Below are 15,648 nucleotides of genomic sequence, written 5' to 3'. Positions count from 1 at the left end.
ATACGCGCCGTCGCGGTGCATGCCGGTGATGGAGAAATTCTGGCAGATGTTTTCCTCGCCATTCTGGCACTGGAAGCACTCCCCGCAGTGGTGGATGGGTTCTTCGACGACGCGGTCGCCGGGGTCGAAGCTCGTGACCTTCTCGCCGACGGCTTCGACCGTGCCCGAGTACTCGTGGCCCATGATGCGGGGCATGGCGATCCAGTCGTACCCCCCTTCGTACTCGTAGGCGTGGGCGTCGCTGCCGCAGATACCTGCCGAATGCACCCGGACGAGCACCTCGTCTGGACCGGGGGACGGCCGCTCTCCTTCCTGAACCTCGACGGACGCAGGGCCCGTTTGAACTATCTGTTTCATGCGCTAATGGCTCCTTCTCGAACCGCGCTACAGTCGAGTGTGCCCTCTCCAAATATAAAAATACCGGGTACCCGATCCCGTGAGCCGCGCGACGGTCGCCCGTTCGTGGCCGAGCGCGGCACGCCGCCTCGGCGTGAGTTCTATTGCGGCCGCTCCTGTGCGGCCGGTTCGAGTGGCGAAAACGGGGAGAGCGTTACAGGATGCCGGCGTTTCCGAGCGCGGTCACCAGGAGGTACAGCCCGAACAGGCCGGCGGGGACGGCGGCCGCCCGGCGAGCGGTGTCGATCTCGAGGCTCTTGGACTCGGCAACGGCGATCGACAGCAGGTGGGCGCTCCAGACGACGAAGACGATGCCCACCAGCAGGACGGCGGTGTACAGCGGATCGGTCAGGCCCGCGTAGACGTCCTCGCTCCCTGCGGCCGTCCCGGTGAACACCGAGGCGGCCTTCTCGGCGGCGGTCAGCCCCTCCGGTTCGGCCGGGATGTCGACGTCGAAGAAGAGGACGGCGACGACGATAGAGCGCAGGACGTTCCAGATCCCGATGGGGATCATCGCCCACGCCGCGCCGCGCATCAGGCGGCTGATCGGCCCGCGCCCGCCGCTCGAACTCGCGATGACGTGCGCCCCCACCGAGTAGAGGAGCCACGCGACGACCGTCAGCACGACCGGACGGAGCACTCGCCCCGCCAGCTGGACCTGGAACATCGAGTTGTCCGTCTGGACCGTGTTGAGCGCCTCGAGCATCACGTAGCCGAATCCGGCGCCACCGACCAGCCCGCACAACAGGACGACGATCGTCTCCAGCGTGAGCCCGCGTTTCGGCGTCCGCTGCCGGATGATCCCATCTGGGAGGGTCGCGATTCGACGAAGCATACGTGACCGTGTCTGGCGATCGTAATGAATGTTGGTGGTGTAATTCGGTTTCCCCGAGCGTTCGAACCGGATCGATCGCCCCCGGAATCGAGTCGGTCCCGGCCGAAGTCCGAGCCGTCGCTCGCAGACCGGATCTGTGCTGTCCGTCCCGATCCGTCGCCGGTCGTGTAGCCGACCCCAGTCGGTGTCGGCCAGCTAACTCCAGTCGGTGTCGACCGGCCAGCCTCATTCGTTGCCGAAAACTTGACTGACTACGCGGGCGCGCGAACTCGCCGACCGCGGTCGAACCCGCAGTCGCCCCGCGGGGTGCCCAGTCGGTGAGACGGCCGACAGTATGAATACCGGCGCTCGGATAGGTAAGGGCGATGGGACTGCTCGACCTGATCGGCCGGCTGGGCGGGTCCGGTGTCGAATCCGGACCGGACATCGACGAGGAGCGCGCCGCGCGACTGGCTGACCGCGCCACCGACTCGGCGGTCACCGCGGACGCGCTGACCGCCTCGGGCGACCGCACGAAGCATCCGCTGGTCGCATACGTCGACGAGGACGAGCAGCCGGAGTATCTCTTTCGGGGCGGGCCGCTCATGGTCGACGACGGTGACTCGCTCGCCCGCGAGGCACCGACGCGGGAACTCGCCGTGCTCGTCACCGACTCGCGGTTCCTGTTCGTCGTCGGCGGGCGCCTCTCGGACTCGCTGTTCGAGGTCCCCTTCGAGGACGCCGTGATGGCGTACGTCGACGACGAGGACAATCGGACCTATCTCGTCGTGGAGGCCGATCGCGACGGCGACGAGTTGACGTTTTTCGCCGACGTGACGATGGATCCCCGCCCCGACGTTCTCCGTTCGGCCGTCGAACGCGCCGGAAACCGGACGGGATGAGAGATACGTCCCAAATCCTTCCCTATTTTTAATGAAGTCCAAAAAGGTTAAATACCGTTATTCCGTTTGTGCGACCGTCTTATGCCAAGCGGTAACGAGAATCGAAGGTCGGACACGGAGGTTGACCAGTACAGGCGGAAACTGCTGGCTGCGTTAGGTGCGGCCGGAACCGCGGGCCTCGCCGGCTGTGGTGGCGGCGACGGAACGCCCACCGACGGTGGGAGTTCGGACGGCAACACTGGCGACGGTAGTTCGGACGGCGACGGCGGTGGCGGCGACACCGACAGCGGCGACGGCGGCTCGGACTCCACCCCGAGCGGCGACGTGGAGCACTTCCCGGACCGCAGGTACGTGACGTTCGAAGGCGAACTCGAGAGCGACCGACTGCGGTTCAACAAGTACTACCATCGGTCACAGATGCCGCGCTTCGTGTACCCGTTCATGTACGCGAAGAAGACGATGATGCACCAGGAGACCGCAGAGCGGATCCCGCACATCGTCACGGACTGGGAGATCGTCGACGACACGGAGATCAAGGTCCAGTTCCGCGACGACTCCTCGTGGGCCGTCGCGAACCCCGACGATCCCAACGACATCAACGGGACGCCGGTCAAGCCCTCGGACTGGGGCTACTCGCTCCGCATCGCCCGGTGGAACGGGCTCTCGCCCGCCGAGATCAAAGAGCAGAACCCCAACGGCGAACCGCTCAGCGCGTTCAACGCGATCACCAGTATCGAGTTCGACGACGACGCGGGCACGCTGACGGTGCACAGCGAACCCGGCTGGTTCGACATCTTCAGCGAAACCGCACAGATCGACGCGCTCAACCTCTCGCACCCGAACAACCAGTCGATAGGTGAGTCCCTGGCCACCATGGCTCAGGACATGAAGCCGCTCCACGACCAGGTGAAGGAACTGGAGTGGGCCCAGCCCGAGGGGACCGCCAACACCTCGGACCCGACCTACCGGACGGAGCTCATCCAGCGAGAGACGGACAGGCTCCGCGAGCGCGGCGAGGAGGAGATCCAGAAGCCGCAGAACATCCCGTGTTCCGGGCCGTTCGTGCTGCAGGAGGTCCGCGAAGACCAGGTCATCCTCAAGAAGAACTCCGAGTACTTCCTCTCGGACCGGATCAACTGGGACACGGTGCAGGTCAACATCATCCCGAACACGCAGTCCCAGACGCAGGCGCTGCAGAACAGCATCCTCGACGGCGTCAACGGCCGCGTGCTGAAGCCGAACCCGAGCACGGTCGACAACCTGCCCGACGAGTTCAGGCGCGTCAACCACACCGGCGGCGGCCAGTACGGGCTCTCGATGAACGCACAGGCCAACGAGTACCTCGCGGACCCGCGCGTCCGTCAGGCGTTCAACTTCGCGATCAACAAAAAGCAGATCGCCGAGATCCGCAACCGCTACGCCAACGAGAAGGTCCCGTACCCTGCGGGCCTGCTCGATCCGGTCCAGCGGGGGTACGTCGAGGACGCGGGGCTGACGGACTCGTTCACCCGCTACAACCGGAACATGGATCGCGGAACCACCCTCATGAAGGAGGCCGGTTTCACCAAGGAGAACGGGAGCTGGGTCACCCCCGAGGGCGAGCCCTTCGAGCTCACGCTCCTGACCGGAGGATCGTCCGTGCAGGTCGAGTCGACGGTCATCGCGTTCCTCAACGAGTTCGGCGTCAACGTCAGCCTACAGAAGGTCGACTCGACGGTCGCCGACCAGCGGAAGGGCGACGGCGACTTCGAGCTCACGATGTACCAATGGCCGTTCGCGAGCCACCAGGGTGCGTGGTTCCGCATGGTCCAGCAGAGCGACCGGCGCCACCGCTTCGGGAGCCTCTGGAGCGACGAGTTCGTCGAGAAGTTCGCGAACAAGTACGACAACGTCGACAACGTCGAGTACGACTGGACGATGAACCTCGAGGGCGCGAGGCCTGAACAGCAGAAAGAGTTCACTCTCGAAGCGCCGCCGGTCGGCGAACCCGACGGCGAGATGCAGGAGTACCCCGTCTGGTTCTACGACACCCAGCTCGGCCAGAACCTCGACGAGGAGACCCGCGCGGAGTACCAGCGCAAACTCTGCTGGGTCTTCAACTACCGGCTGCCGATCGCCCCGTTCGTGCAGAGCTTCGAGATGGCCTTCCAGGACACCGCCAACTGGACGGCGCCGGAAGACGAGTCCGAGTGGCAGATGAACCTGCCCATCTTCCAGCTGATCCAGCAGGGCAAGATCCAGGCCACCTCGGGTAACTGACGGACCGCCGTTCCCGTCAGGATCCGTCTGATCCCACTGTCCGACAGTCGATTCCCGTGCCCGGCCGGCGACGTCGCCGGCCCATTCTCGTTCGGCGCGGTCGACCGCGCTGTCGACGCAGAAACCGATCGCACCCTCCAGCGGTACGCCGCCGCCCCCGTAGAACAGTCCTCCCGCTCGCGTGCTACTGGTCGGTTAGCGGAGCGCATCGACCGGCACCAGCGTCACCTGCGGCGTGTCGTCTCTCGTCGTCGTATAGAGGAGCCATCGGTCCTCGCAGACGAACTGCGGCCGCGGCGTCCACGCGGCGCTCACCGGAATCGCGTCCGAGACGACGCGTTCGCGCTCCGCGCGCCCGTCGTAGACCGTCACCCGGACGGATTCGCCGTCGGGAACGGTCCCCACCAGCAGGTCGCCGTCGCGGGTCGCGTCCGCTTCCCGAACGGGGGTCTCCCAGACGCGTTCCCGCTGGCCCGACTCGAGGTGCAGGGTTCCGACGCCCCGGCCCGGTTCGGCGTACCAGAGCGCCGTCCCGCCCTCGCCCCACCGGAGGTCGCCGTGGTGGTCGGGGAGCAGTCGCCCGAGCGGGCGGGCGCCCAGCCCCTCGCGGGCGAGCCACGCCTCGCCGCCGACGCCGTCGGTCGCGTCCCGGGCCAGCAGCGCCAGTGACGCGTCCGACGGGCTGAACCGGAGCGTGTCGTAGCGCCGGTCGCGCGTGTGCCAGACGGCCGTCGTCCCTTCGTCGACGGACATGGTTACCAGCCGCGACTCCTCGTCCGTCGCGAACACCGCAGCGAACTGCTCACCGTCGGCCGAGCGGGTCAGACCCGCGACCAGAGCGCCCGGAGCGACTTCGGGGTCGAACCGGCCGACGGGTCGCGAATCCGCCGGCTGCCCCGGATCGTGTGCGGTGACGGAATGGCCGTCGAGGACGTAGGCCCTCCCCGAGTCGGCGTCTACCCAGGGTGTCGCCCCCGCCGGCATCGTTTCCGTCACCGACTGGTATTCGCCCGCCTCCACGTCGAGGACACCGAGCGTCGGCGTCTCCGTGCCGGCGTACAGCCAGATCGACCGGGTCGTACTGACGGGCGCTACCCGCCGGGGACCGACGCTCCGGGGCGGGTCGGCGAGGCGGTAGCGGTCGACGCCTTCGCGGGGGATCTCCCTGAAGCGCGGCGACTCCCCGGGACCAGCGTCCGTCATCGCGCCGTCGCCTCCGCGGTGTGAACGCGTCTCATACCGGACCGGAACGGGGGAGCGCGTATAAATGGTCCGCGACGGTCGCGGTCGTCGATTTCGTCCGGTAGCCTCCGATCTCGCCGTGTAGAGTGGACACTCGGGCGGAAAGCTACACGCGGGACCGTCGTGAGCGCCGATCGCGAGGTATCGTCCTTTCGACGGCTCTCGTTCGGGCGTTCCCGGCCATCGAAAAAACTTAAACGGGAGTCCGCTCTTTCAGTGAAGTATGAGACGCGTTACCGACAGTACAATCATCGAATCCGATGGTATCGGCGTTCGACACGATACGCTCGGTCACGGGGTTGGCGGCGTCGCATGAGCCAGCGTGTCAGCCGAGACGTCGCGACCCCGTTGGTCGTCGCGATCCTCTGTATCGCGGGGATCGGGATGATCGCAGCGACGGTCGACTCCGCCCAGTCTATCGGCGGAGACGGGGGCGGTGGGATCATCGAACAGCCCGACGAGGGGGGCCAGTCCGGACAGGAGAACCCCGGCGGGCCGGGGGAGTTCGAAGGTGGCAATCCCGCGGACAACCCGGAGCGTAACGTCCTCGAGATCTCGGCGTGTATCGAGTTCCTCGACTCCATGCTCGGGACGCTCCTCGTCGTCGTTGGATTCCTCGGGGCGATCGGGCTGGTCTACTACCGATTTAGCTTCTCCGCGGCGCTGTTGACCAGCTGGGCGCTGCTCCCGCCGGTGGCGCTCGTCTACTTCCTCGGGACCAACTGCGCGACCACGGGGCCGACCCGGGGTCCCGGAGGAGGGAGCAACCCGATCCCCGGCGGCGACACCGCACCCGTTTCGCCGCTGACGAACGTCCCGTCGTGGGCCATCGGGCTGGTCGTCGGCCTCGTCCTCGTCGGTGCGGTCGGGCTGCTCTACCGGTCGATGGGCGAGGAAGAGATCGTCGTCGTCGAGGACGAGGACATCGACGACGGTCCGGACCTCGACCAGTTCGCCGAGGCGGCGGGCCGGGCGGCCGACCGCATCGAGGAGCACAACGCCGACGTCGACAACGCGGTCTACCGCGCGTGGGTCGAGATGACCGACCTGCTCGACGTCGACGACCCGGAGATGTACACGCCCGGCGAGTTCGCCGAGACGGCCATCGCGCTCGGCATGGCCGAGGACCACGTCCGCGAACTCACGCGGCTGTTCAACGAGGTCCGCTACGGCGGCCGCGACGCCGCCGACCGCGAGGACCAGGCGCTTGACATCCTCCGGAACATCGAGTCGGAGTACAGCGGCGACGAATCGACCGGCGACGACCCGAGGGAGGGACAGAACGATGACACTCAGTGAGACGACGGCGGCGCACGACGCGAGTACTGATACCGACGGTTCGAGGGCCGACGCCGACCCAGGGACCGACACCGGCAGCCGGAGGTGGTCCCGATGGACGTAGACGACATGATCCGCCTGGGGCTGGCAGCCATCGGTGCCGTCGTGTTCGTGCTGGGCGCAGCCGCGTACGTGGTCGTCGACCCGTTCGCGGACATGCTGCCCTCGACGTTCGCGGTCGTCGCGTTCGCCGGCCTCGTGGCGTTCCTGCTGGGGCTGTGGGCGATCCGCACGGCGTACCAGGGCGGCGTCGACCAGACGGCGATCCCGGACGTGGAACTGCCGCGGTCGTTCCCCGCGCCGGGGTCGGACCTGGACCTGACGCTCTACCGGTTGACCCACCTCCGGCAGGGGACTTCCGAGTACCGCGACCAGATCCAGGAACGGCTGGCCGAGGCCGCGGTATCGGCCATCCGCCAGCGCGAGAACTGCACTCGCGCGCAGGCGGTCCACCAGCTCGAGGAGGGCGAGTGGACCGACAACTACCAGGCCGCCTCCTTTTTCGCCGGCGGCTCGCCGCCGAGCCAGTCCCGGCTCGACCGGTGGCTCGGCGACGACGACCGGACGCCCTACGAGCAGTGGGTCGACACCACGGTCGAGGCGATCGCCGACTACGCCGGCATCGAGACGGCGTCCGAACCCGAGGCGGCGGCCACCGAGAGCAGCGGCGGCCTGCTCGCGGGACTGCGCGGCGGTGACGGCGACGAGGGGCCGCGCGCGCAGGCCGGCTACCGCGACCAGTACATCGACGAGAACGCAGAGCGGATCACCGACTCGATCGTCTACAACGAGCTGATCAAGACGGGGCAGTGGCGCGGGGTCACCGCCTTCGCGCTCGTGGCCGTCGGCTGGGGCGTCATCACCGCGACGCCGGCGATCGTCCTCGTAGCCGTCCTCGGCGTCGCGTTCTCGGCGTACGCCCGCGCGGCGACGCCCCCGCAACTTGGGGTTCTGGACGTGGAGCGCACGTTCGACGAATCCGACGTCAAGCCCGGCGACGTCGTCGAGGTGACGGTCACCGTCGAGAACACCGGCGGCTCCCTCATCCCCGACCTGCGGCTCATCGACCGCGTGCCCGGGAACATGCGCGTGGTCAACGGGACGCCTCGGCTGGCTACCGCGCTCGGATCGGGCGACACGGTCACGTTCACCTACGAGGTCGTCGCCGAGCGCGGCACCCACGAGTGGCCACTGCTGGCCATCGGTCGGGACTTCTCCGGCGCCGTCGAGCGCGAGGCGGTCGTCGACGTCGAGGGCGAGATCCAGTGTGTCCCCTCGCTCCGGACGACCGCGGAGATGCCCGTCCGCCAGCAGACCTCGCTGTACTCCGGCCAGGAGAACACCTCCACGGGCGGCTCCGGGCTGGAGTTCTTCGCGGTTCGGGAGTACCGTGAAAGTGACCCGATGAACCGCATCGACTGGAAGCGCCAGGCCCGCACGGGCGAACTGGCGACCATCGACTTCCGGCTGGAACGGGCGGCCTCGCTCGTGTTCCTCTTCGACGCGCGCGACGCCTCCTACGTCGCGCCGGAGCCGGGGGAGCACCACGCCGTCGACCGCAGCGTCGAGGCGGCCGTCGAGGCCTTCGGCGCGCTCTCCGACCAGGGTAACATGGTCGGGCTGGCGGCGTTCGACACGGTGCCCTGCTGGCTCGCACCGAGCGCCGGCGACGCGCACCTCGAACGCGCCCGGCAGATGTTCGCCACGCACCCGGCGATGTCCTCGACGCCGCCGGAGGAGTCGGAGACCGAGGGCCACTACGTGGACCCGATGACCCACGTGCGGAGCCAGCTCTCGCCGGAGTCGCAGCTGGTGCTGTTCTCGCCGCTGACCGACGACTACACGGTCGAGGTCGCCCGCCGCCTCGACTCCTCGGGCCACCGGGTGACGGTTATCAGTCCGAACCCGACGGCCGACCGGACCGTGGGCCAGCGGCTGGCCCGCATCGAACGCACCATGCGGATCGCGACGCTCCGCGAGCGGGACATCCGCGTCGTCGACTGGGACTACGACAGCATGCTCGGACTTGCACTCGACGAAGCACGACAGAGGTGGGCGGTATGAGCGTCGAACAGGAGGAGTTCGCGACGGTTACGGTCGACCACTCGCCGACGCGGGTCAGCTCCATCGCGGCGGTCGGCGCCGCGGTGATCGCCGGCCTGACCAGCGCGCCCTTCGCGCTGTACGCGCTCCCGCTCGGCTTCGGGGGCATCGCGGTCCTCGCGTCGGGCCTGTTCATGGGGTCGAGCCGGCTCCGCGTGACGATGGGCGCGGCCGGCCTGTTCCTCTCGGTGCTGATCGCCGGCCTGTTCGGCACCGGCCCGGAGATCCTGCTCGTCAGCGCGGCCGCGACGATCCTCGCCTGGAACTTCGGGCAGAACGCGATCAGCCTCGGCGAACAGATCGGGTCCAGTTCCCGCACCCGTCGGAACGAGATCATCCACGCCTCCGCCGCGACCATCGTCGCGATGGTCGCGACCGGCGTCGGCTACGGCGTCTACCTGATCGGGAGCGGCGGGCGCCCGATGGCCGCGGTCGGGATGCTCTCGCTCGCGCTCGTGTTCCTGATCTGGGCGATCCGGACCTGAGACCCGGCGACTGTTTTCCCGATTCGGGTGCGATTTTCGGTCGACAGCGGCGGGTTCGATGCCGGCGGGGGTCGTAGGAACCGACAAACATAAGTCCGATCGATTGGATTGGCATGGTATGAGTACGTCTACCGGAGAGTTCACCATCCAGGAGGCCAGCGAGCGGTGCGACCAGATCATCGAGGAGATCCAGTCGGCGGTCATCGCGGACCGCCAGTTCCTCGAAGAAGTGCTGCTGGCCATCCTCGCGGAGGGGCACGTCCTGCTGGAGGACGTGCCGGGGACGGGGAAGACGCTGACGGCGATGAGTTTCTCCAGCGCCTTCGGGCTGGACTTCTCGCGTATCCAGTTCACGCCGGACCTGTTGCCGAACGACGTCTCCGGGACCAACATCTACAACGAGCGGGACAACCAGTTCGAGTTCCAGCCGGGGCCGATCTTCGGTAACGTCGTCCTCGCCGACGAGATCAACCGCGCGCCGCCGAAGACGCAGGCGGCGCTGCTCGAGGCGATGCAGGAGAAACAGGTCACCATCGAGGGCGAGACCCGCCAGCTGCCCGAACCGTTCTTCGTCATCGCGACCCAGAACCCCGTCGAGCAGGAGGGGACGTTCCCGCTGCCGGAAGCGCAGGTCGACCGCTTCTTCGTCAAGACGTCGCTCGGCTACCCCGACGACGAGGGCGAACTCGAAATCCTGCGCCGCCGCGCCGGCCGTACCCAGTCGACCCCCGAGTCGGGGCGCGTCATGGACAGCCCCGAGGAGGTCCAGGCCCTGCAGGACGTCGTCGAGACGGTCCAGACCGACGAGGACCTGCTCGTCTACCTCAAGGAGATCTGTCGCATGACTCGCGAGGACCACCGCGTCCGCACGGGCGTCTCCCCGCGCGGGACCCAGCGCCTCTTCGAGTGTACCCGCGCCCGCGCGGTCATCGAGGGCCGCGACTACGCGACCCCCGACGACGTGAAGAAGATCGCCAAGCCGGTCCTCTCGCACCGACTCGTCCTCACGCCCGAGGCCGAGGTCAACGACGTCGAGAAGGACGAGGTCGTCCAGGACGTCCTCGACGAGGTCCCGGTCCCGACCGTCAGGTAACGCCGCTTCTCCCCGGTTCTCCGCCGCTGTGGCGCTCTCTCAGTGACTTCCGTCGCGGGTTCGGGCACGTGCGTCGCCGCGCCGTCTCCCGAAAAGGGCACAATTTTAAGTTCGGTCCGGCGAATCAGCCACGTATGAGTGCCGGAGGAAACAAGATAGTCTGCCGACGCTGTCGTGAAACCTTCCCGATCGATGCCGAGAGTTGCCCGAACTGCGGCAAGGACGTCCGCAGTAACACGCCCTACTACGTCGGGGCGGCCATCGGCGGCGTGCTCGTCCTCTCGGCGATCCTGACGTTCGGCGAGCTGCTCGCCTACGGCGTCCTCGGTGCGGTCATCGCGGCGAGTTGCGGCTACATGATCTACCGGAAGCGCCAGCGCGTCGTCGAGGAAGGCGAGTCGATCTGAGTGGGGGTGTCACACCGCGGGGGCCGGTCCGCGAGCGTCCGCGCTCGCCGGTGACCGACTGACGGGACGAACCCTGGGCGGCCCGAACCCCTCCGAGCAGGTCACCGGATCACCGACGACGGTCGGGCCGGAGCGCCCCGCCAGCGTCGCCGCTCGGTCCTTCTCGTCCCCGTCTCGCACCGACTGGGCCGCCTCCCGGTTCAGCACGGGTCGGCTCGCGTCCCGGTTAGTCCCGCCACCGTCCGCCGTGTCCTGCGGACACTTACCAAACCTTTTTATCCCGGTGACTTGTGCCATTCGATAGCAATGGGATACCTGCGGAATCGATTGCTGCAGGCAGTAATCACGCTGTACAGCATCATCACGCTGGGGTTCGTGTTCATACGCATGATGCCCGGGGATCCGTCGGCGTTCCTCCGCTCGGAGATCCAGCAGAATCCGGGCGCGTACGGGCTGCCGCCGAACCCGACGCTCGAACAGATAAACAAGGTCATGCAGAACCAGATGAACTACACGCCAGGGCCGATCTGGGAGAAGTACATCTCCTACATGCAGGGCGCTATCGGGGGAGATTTCGGCACGTCGGTGATCGTCGATCCCGGCGCGTCGAACGTCCAGCTCATCCTCGAGGCGGCGCCGTGGACGATCTTCATCTCCTCGGCGGGGCTGGTCTACGCGCTCGTGGCCGGGATCGTCTTCGGGTCGCTGATGGCCTACTACGAGGGCACGAAGATGGACGTCGGGCTGACGGTCTCGATGCTGGCCGCCAGCTCGGTGCCGTACTACATCGTGGCCATCCTGCTTCTGTTCCTGTTCTCCTACAACCTCGAGGTGTTCCCGACCGGCGGGCGGTTCAACACCGACACCGTGCCCGGGTTCAACTACCCGTTCATCGCGGGGGTGTTCAACCACGCGGCGTTGCCGATACTCTCGGGGATCACGATCGGGTTCGGCGGGAACGCGCTCAGCCTGCGCGCAAACTCGATCCGGCTCCTCGGGGAGGGACACATCCGTAACGCCGAACTCCGGGGACTGTCGACGTACACCATCTCGACGCGCTATCTCGCTCGCAACGCGATCCTCCCGATGTACACCGGGATCGTGCTGGGACTGGCCGGCCTCATCGGTGGGTCGATCATCCTCGAGGAGATCTTCGTCTACCGCGGGATGGGCAAGCTGATGTACGACGCGACGGTCCAGCGTGACTTCCCGCTGATGACGACGTCGCTTATCTTCACGACGACCATCTTCGTCGCGGGGACGCTGATAGCCGACTTCACGTATTCGCTGATCGATCCGCGGGCCGAGCAGTCGAGCATGGGGTGATCACGCATGGGAACTGGAGAGCAACCGGCCGAACCCGACGACGAATCGCCCTTTAGATCACAATCAGACTACGACGCGACCGCGATGGACGTCTACGAGGTCGTGTTCAGTCGCTGGGTCGTTTCTCCGCTTCGGGTCCTCTGGAGCGACTACCGCGGCCGATTCGGTCTGATCATCGTGACGTTCTACGTGCTCGTGGGGACGCTCGGGGTCGTCGTCATCCCGGAGCCATCGGTCGACCCGATCAACCGACTGTTGAGTCCGCTCGAGCAGCCGAACCTGCAGTACCTGCTGGGGAGCGACGGCGTCGGACGCGGTCTCCTGCCGCTGATGGCCCACGCGACGCCGAAGATGCTGAAGATGATGCTCGCGGGCGCCATCTTCGGGAACACGCTTGGGGTCGTCGTCGGCCTCGTCGCCGGCTACACCGGCGGCAACACCGACAAGATCCTCATGACGATCACCGACGTGGTCGCGTCGGTCCCGGCGCTGCCGCTGCTGCTCATCCTCGCCGCGATCATCGAGCCCCGCAACCCCTACCTGATCGGGGTCATCCTCACCGTCCAGCTGTGGGCGGGGCTGGCCCGAGGGGTCCGCGCGCAGGTGCTCCCGCTCCGGAACGTCGAGTACGTCGAGGCCTCCCGGACGATGGGGCAGTCGACCTCGACCGTGCTGATAAAGCAGATCCTCCCGGATCTCCTGCCGCTGGTGACGCTGCGGTTCATGTCGACCGCCCGCACGGTCATCTTCTCGTCGGTCGCCCTGTACTTCCTGGGGCTGCTACCGTACACCAGCGCCAACTGGGGCGTCGTCCTCAACAGCGCATACGAGAACTCGAACATCCTCGCGTCGTTCGAGAACGCGCACTGGCTGCTCGTGCCGGCGCTGACCATCGCGCTGTTGACCTTCGGGCTGACCCTGCTCGCGCAGGCGTTCGACCAGGTGTTCAACCCGCGCGTCAGGGCGCGCCACGAGGCGCGCAGGCGGGCCGACGTGGAAGACGAGATCGACGAGTCCGACGTCGACGAGAGCAACGTCTCGCAGATGGGGTTCCAGTGATCACACATGTCTGAATCACAATTCGCGACCGACCGACCGCAGGAAGACCGCGACACCGTCCTGGAGGTCCGCGACGCGACCGTCACCTACGAGATGGGGCGCGGGCAGGCGCGTGTCCTGAACGAGATCGACCTCGACATCTACCGCGGTGAGACGCTCGGCATCGTCGGGGAGTCCGGGTCCGGCAAGTCGATGTTCGCCTCGACGCTGATGGACGCCGTCGAGGAACCGGGCGTCCTCCGGGGGGAGATCACCTACTATCCCGAGGAGGGCGAGCCGGTCGACATCACCGAACTGGAGGGCGGCGACACCAAGCGGCTCCGCTGGGAGGAGATCGCGCTGGTCTCCCAGGGCGCGATGAGCGCCTTCAATCCGACCAAGCCGATCCGGACGCACTTCGAGGAGACCCTCTCGGCGCACAACGCCGATAAGGACGAGGGGATGGAGCGGGCGCGCTCGATCATGCGCGACCTCAACCTCGACCCCGACGCCATCCTCGGCGAGTACCAGCACGAGCTATCGGGCGGGCAGCGCCAGCGGGCGCTGGTCGCGCTGGGGCTGCTCCTCGAACCCGAGGTGCTGATCCTCGACGAGCCGACGGCCGCGCTCGACCTGCTGATGCAGCGGTCGATCCTGCGGCTGCTCTACGAGATCAAGGAGGACTACGACATCACGCTCATCGTCATCAGCCACGACCTCCCGGTCGTCTCGGGCTTCGTCGACCGCCTCGGCGTCATGTACGCCTTCGAGTTCGTCGAACTCGGTGAGACGCGGGACGTGATGCACGAGGGGGCCCACCCCTACACGCGGGCGCTGTTGCGGTCGACGCCGAACCTGGCGATGGAGGTCGACGACATCACCACGATCGAGGGATCGAGCCCGGACCCGATCAACATCCCGTCGGGGTGTTCCTACAGCCCGCGGTGTCCGGTCGCCGACGACCGGTGTACCATCGAGGATCCGGACCTGATCGAACTGGAGGACGACCACGACGTGGCGTGTTTCTACCCGGACCGCGCCCGGAAGGAGCTACCCGTCACCCTCTCGGAGGACGATTCCCAATGAGCACGATCGATACGGACGAGGACGTGATCGACAACGACGAACCGGTGCTGTCGATGGAGAACGTCTCGGTGGAGTACCAAGACGAGTCGCTGCTCGAATCGGCGCTGCCCGACAGCCTGACCGAGCGCCTCGGGATGGGCGAAGAGCCCGTCCACGCGGTCGACGACGTCTCGCTCGAAGTCGGCGAGGAGGACGTCGTCGTCCTCATCGGCGAGTCCGGCTCGGGCAAGACGACGCTGGGCCGGACCGCGATCGGACTGCAGGACCCCACCGAGGGGTCGGTCAAGTACCGCGGCTACGACATCCAGGACGTCGAACGCGGGGAGCACACCGGCGAAGTGTACGCCGAAGACGTCCGTCGGGCACTGCAGATCGTCCACCAGGACTCCGACGCGGCGCTGAACCCCTATCGGACGATCCGGTCGCAGCTGGCCGAGCCGCTGAAGCTGTGGTACCCGGAGATGGACCTCAACGACCGCCAGGAGCGCATCACGACCATGCTCCGGACGACGGGGGTCACGCCCGCCGAGGACTACATGGAGCGGTACCCGCACGAACTCAGCGGCGGCGAGAAACAGCGCGTGGCGATCATCCGCGCGATGATGCTGGAACCGGACCTCATCCTCGCCGACGAGGTGGTCTCGGCGCTGGACGTGAGCCTGCGCATCGAGATCATGGATCTGTTGCTCGACCTGCAGGAGATGTTCGGCACCTCGTACCTGTTCGTCTCGCACAACCTCACGAACGCCCGGTACATCGCCGACAAGGCCGACGGCCGCATTGCGGTGATGTACCTCGGCCGGATCGTCGAGGTCGGGTCGGCCGACGAGATCATCAACGACCCGAGCCATCCCTACACGCAGATCCTCAAGTGGGCGTCGCTGCCGCTCGACCCCGACGACGCCCGCAAGACCATCACCGACGAGTCGCCGATGATGGCCGAGGAGGCGCCGGACCCGCGGAACATCCCCAGCGGCTGCCGGTTCCACCCCACCTGTCCGAAGGCCCACGAGACCTGTACCGAGGTCGTCCCCGACCTCATCGGCGGCGAGGAGCGCGACCACCGCGCGGCGTGTTTCCGCGAGGACCCCACCCACGAGTACTGGGACAGCGAGTCGATCCACGGCGGCGACCGGGAGATCCCGCTGTAGCCACCGCA

General features: G+C 67.2%; 14 protein-coding genes. 11 read left to right on the top strand and 3 right to left on the bottom strand.

The genetic code is table 11. The features are described from left to right. Positions 1-357, bottom strand: a 357-nt coding sequence (locus tag AB2U09_RS00360) for an alcohol dehydrogenase catalytic domain-containing protein (RefSeq protein ID WP_459190702.1), incomplete at its 3' end; no start/stop codon positions are given. A gap of 193 nt (positions 358-550) precedes the next feature. Next, complete coding sequence (locus AB2U09_RS00355) at positions 551-1,231, bottom strand: YIP1 family protein (protein WP_459190701.1); 681 nt, start codon at positions 1,229-1,231, stop codon at positions 551-553. A gap of 365 nt (positions 1,232-1,596) precedes the next feature. Here AB2U09_RS00355 and AB2U09_RS00350 point away from each other — a divergent pair, with 365 nt between their 5' ends. Together AB2U09_RS00350 and AB2U09_RS00345 are read left to right on the top strand one after the other, a co-directional pair. Then, positions 1,597-2,112 carry a hypothetical protein gene (locus AB2U09_RS00350; protein WP_459190700.1) on the top strand — a complete coding sequence of 172 codons (516 nt, stop codon included), beginning with the start codon at positions 1,597-1,599 and terminating at the stop codon, positions 2,110-2,112. Positions 2,113-2,193: 81 nt separating this feature from the next. Further along, a complete protein-coding gene (locus AB2U09_RS00345; protein ID WP_459190699.1) occupies positions 2,194-4,371 on the top strand; it encodes an ABC transporter substrate-binding protein in 2,178 nt (725 codons plus the stop codon). A 195-nt stretch (positions 4,372-4,566) separates the two neighbouring features. Here the strand turns inward: AB2U09_RS00345 and AB2U09_RS00340 are convergent, their stop codons facing one another. Then, on the bottom strand, positions 4,567-5,574 hold the full coding sequence (locus tag AB2U09_RS00340) for a hypothetical protein (RefSeq protein WP_459190698.1): 1,008 nt from the start codon (positions 5,572-5,574) through the stop codon (positions 4,567-4,569). A 351-nt stretch (positions 5,575-5,925) separates the two neighbouring features. Between AB2U09_RS00340 and AB2U09_RS00335 the strand changes: the two genes are divergently transcribed. The 9 genes from AB2U09_RS00335 to AB2U09_RS00295 all read left to right on the top strand — a co-directional run bounded on the left by AB2U09_RS00335 (position 5,926) and on the right by AB2U09_RS00295 (position 15,640). Further along, positions 5,926-6,912: a DUF4129 domain-containing protein gene (locus AB2U09_RS00335; RefSeq protein ID WP_459190697.1), complete on the top strand. Its 987-nt coding sequence runs from the start codon at positions 5,926-5,928 to the stop codon at positions 6,910-6,912. 93 nt (positions 6,913-7,005) lie between these two features. Next, complete coding sequence (locus tag AB2U09_RS00330; protein ID WP_459190696.1) at positions 7,006-9,015, top strand: DUF58 domain-containing protein; 2,010 nt, start codon at positions 7,006-7,008, stop codon at positions 9,013-9,015. After that, complete coding sequence (locus AB2U09_RS00325) at positions 9,012-9,539, top strand: DUF7519 family protein (protein WP_459190695.1); 528 nt, start codon at positions 9,012-9,014, stop codon at positions 9,537-9,539. The genes AB2U09_RS00330 and AB2U09_RS00325 overlap by 4 nt, the downstream gene beginning before the upstream one ends. 118 nt (positions 9,540-9,657) lie before the next feature. Next, entirely contained in the window at positions 9,658-10,632 is a 975-nt protein-coding gene (locus AB2U09_RS00320; RefSeq protein ID WP_459190694.1) for an AAA family ATPase, read from the top strand. Between the two features lie 134 nt (positions 10,633-10,766). Next, positions 10,767-11,039 carry a hypothetical protein gene (locus AB2U09_RS00315; protein WP_459190693.1) on the top strand — a complete coding sequence of 91 codons (273 nt, stop codon included), beginning with the start codon at positions 10,767-10,769 and terminating at the stop codon, positions 11,037-11,039. A 306-nt stretch (positions 11,040-11,345) separates the two neighbouring features. Continuing rightward, complete coding sequence (locus tag AB2U09_RS00310) at positions 11,346-12,365, top strand: ABC transporter permease (protein ID WP_459190692.1); 1,020 nt, start codon at positions 11,346-11,348, stop codon at positions 12,363-12,365. A gap of 6 nt (positions 12,366-12,371) precedes the next feature. After that, a complete protein-coding gene (locus AB2U09_RS00305; protein WP_459190691.1) occupies positions 12,372-13,424 on the top strand; it encodes an ABC transporter permease in 1,053 nt (350 codons plus the stop codon). Between the two features lie 6 nt (positions 13,425-13,430). After that, positions 13,431-14,489: an ABC transporter ATP-binding protein gene (locus tag AB2U09_RS00300; RefSeq protein WP_459190690.1), complete on the top strand. Its 1,059-nt coding sequence runs from the start codon at positions 13,431-13,433 to the stop codon at positions 14,487-14,489. Next, a complete protein-coding gene (locus tag AB2U09_RS00295) occupies positions 14,486-15,640 on the top strand; it encodes an ABC transporter ATP-binding protein (RefSeq protein WP_459190689.1) in 1,155 nt (384 codons plus the stop codon). The genes AB2U09_RS00300 and AB2U09_RS00295 overlap by 4 nt, the downstream gene beginning before the upstream one ends. Positions 15,641-15,648 lie beyond the last annotated feature (8 nt).

This window comes from Halosimplex yunnanense, from assembly GCF_054504345.1.
Note: the sequence above shows the minus strand (reverse complement) of the source record. Positions and strands in the feature narration are given on the sequence as shown.

Coding starts and splice junctions, on each gene's coding strand:
- AB2U09_RS00335 (WP_459190697.1), top strand. CDS start 5,926: ATGAGCCAGCGTGTCAGCCGAGACGTCGCGACCCCGTTGGTCGTCGCG.
- AB2U09_RS00295 (WP_459190689.1), top strand. CDS start 14,486: ATGAGCACGATCGATACGGACGAGGACGTGATCGACAACGACGAACCG.
- AB2U09_RS00350 (WP_459190700.1), top strand. CDS start 1,597: ATGGGACTGCTCGACCTGATCGGCCGGCTGGGCGGGTCCGGTGTCGAA.
- AB2U09_RS00355 (WP_459190701.1), bottom strand. CDS start 1,231: ATGCTTCGTCGAATCGCGACCCTCCCAGATGGGATCATCCGGCAGCGG.
- AB2U09_RS00345 (WP_459190699.1), top strand. CDS start 2,194: ATGCCAAGCGGTAACGAGAATCGAAGGTCGGACACGGAGGTTGACCAG.
- AB2U09_RS00300 (WP_459190690.1), top strand. CDS start 13,431: ATGTCTGAATCACAATTCGCGACCGACCGACCGCAGGAAGACCGCGAC.
- AB2U09_RS00310 (WP_459190692.1), top strand. CDS start 11,346: ATGGGATACCTGCGGAATCGATTGCTGCAGGCAGTAATCACGCTGTAC.
- AB2U09_RS00305 (WP_459190691.1), top strand. CDS start 12,372: ATGGGAACTGGAGAGCAACCGGCCGAACCCGACGACGAATCGCCCTTT.
- AB2U09_RS00330 (WP_459190696.1), top strand. CDS start 7,006: ATGGACGTAGACGACATGATCCGCCTGGGGCTGGCAGCCATCGGTGCC.
- AB2U09_RS00320 (WP_459190694.1), top strand. CDS start 9,658: ATGAGTACGTCTACCGGAGAGTTCACCATCCAGGAGGCCAGCGAGCGG.
- AB2U09_RS00315 (WP_459190693.1), top strand. CDS start 10,767: ATGAGTGCCGGAGGAAACAAGATAGTCTGCCGACGCTGTCGTGAAACC.
- AB2U09_RS00325 (WP_459190695.1), top strand. CDS start 9,012: ATGAGCGTCGAACAGGAGGAGTTCGCGACGGTTACGGTCGACCACTCG.
- AB2U09_RS00340 (WP_459190698.1), bottom strand. CDS start 5,574: ATGACGGACGCTGGTCCCGGGGAGTCGCCGCGCTTCAGGGAGATCCCC.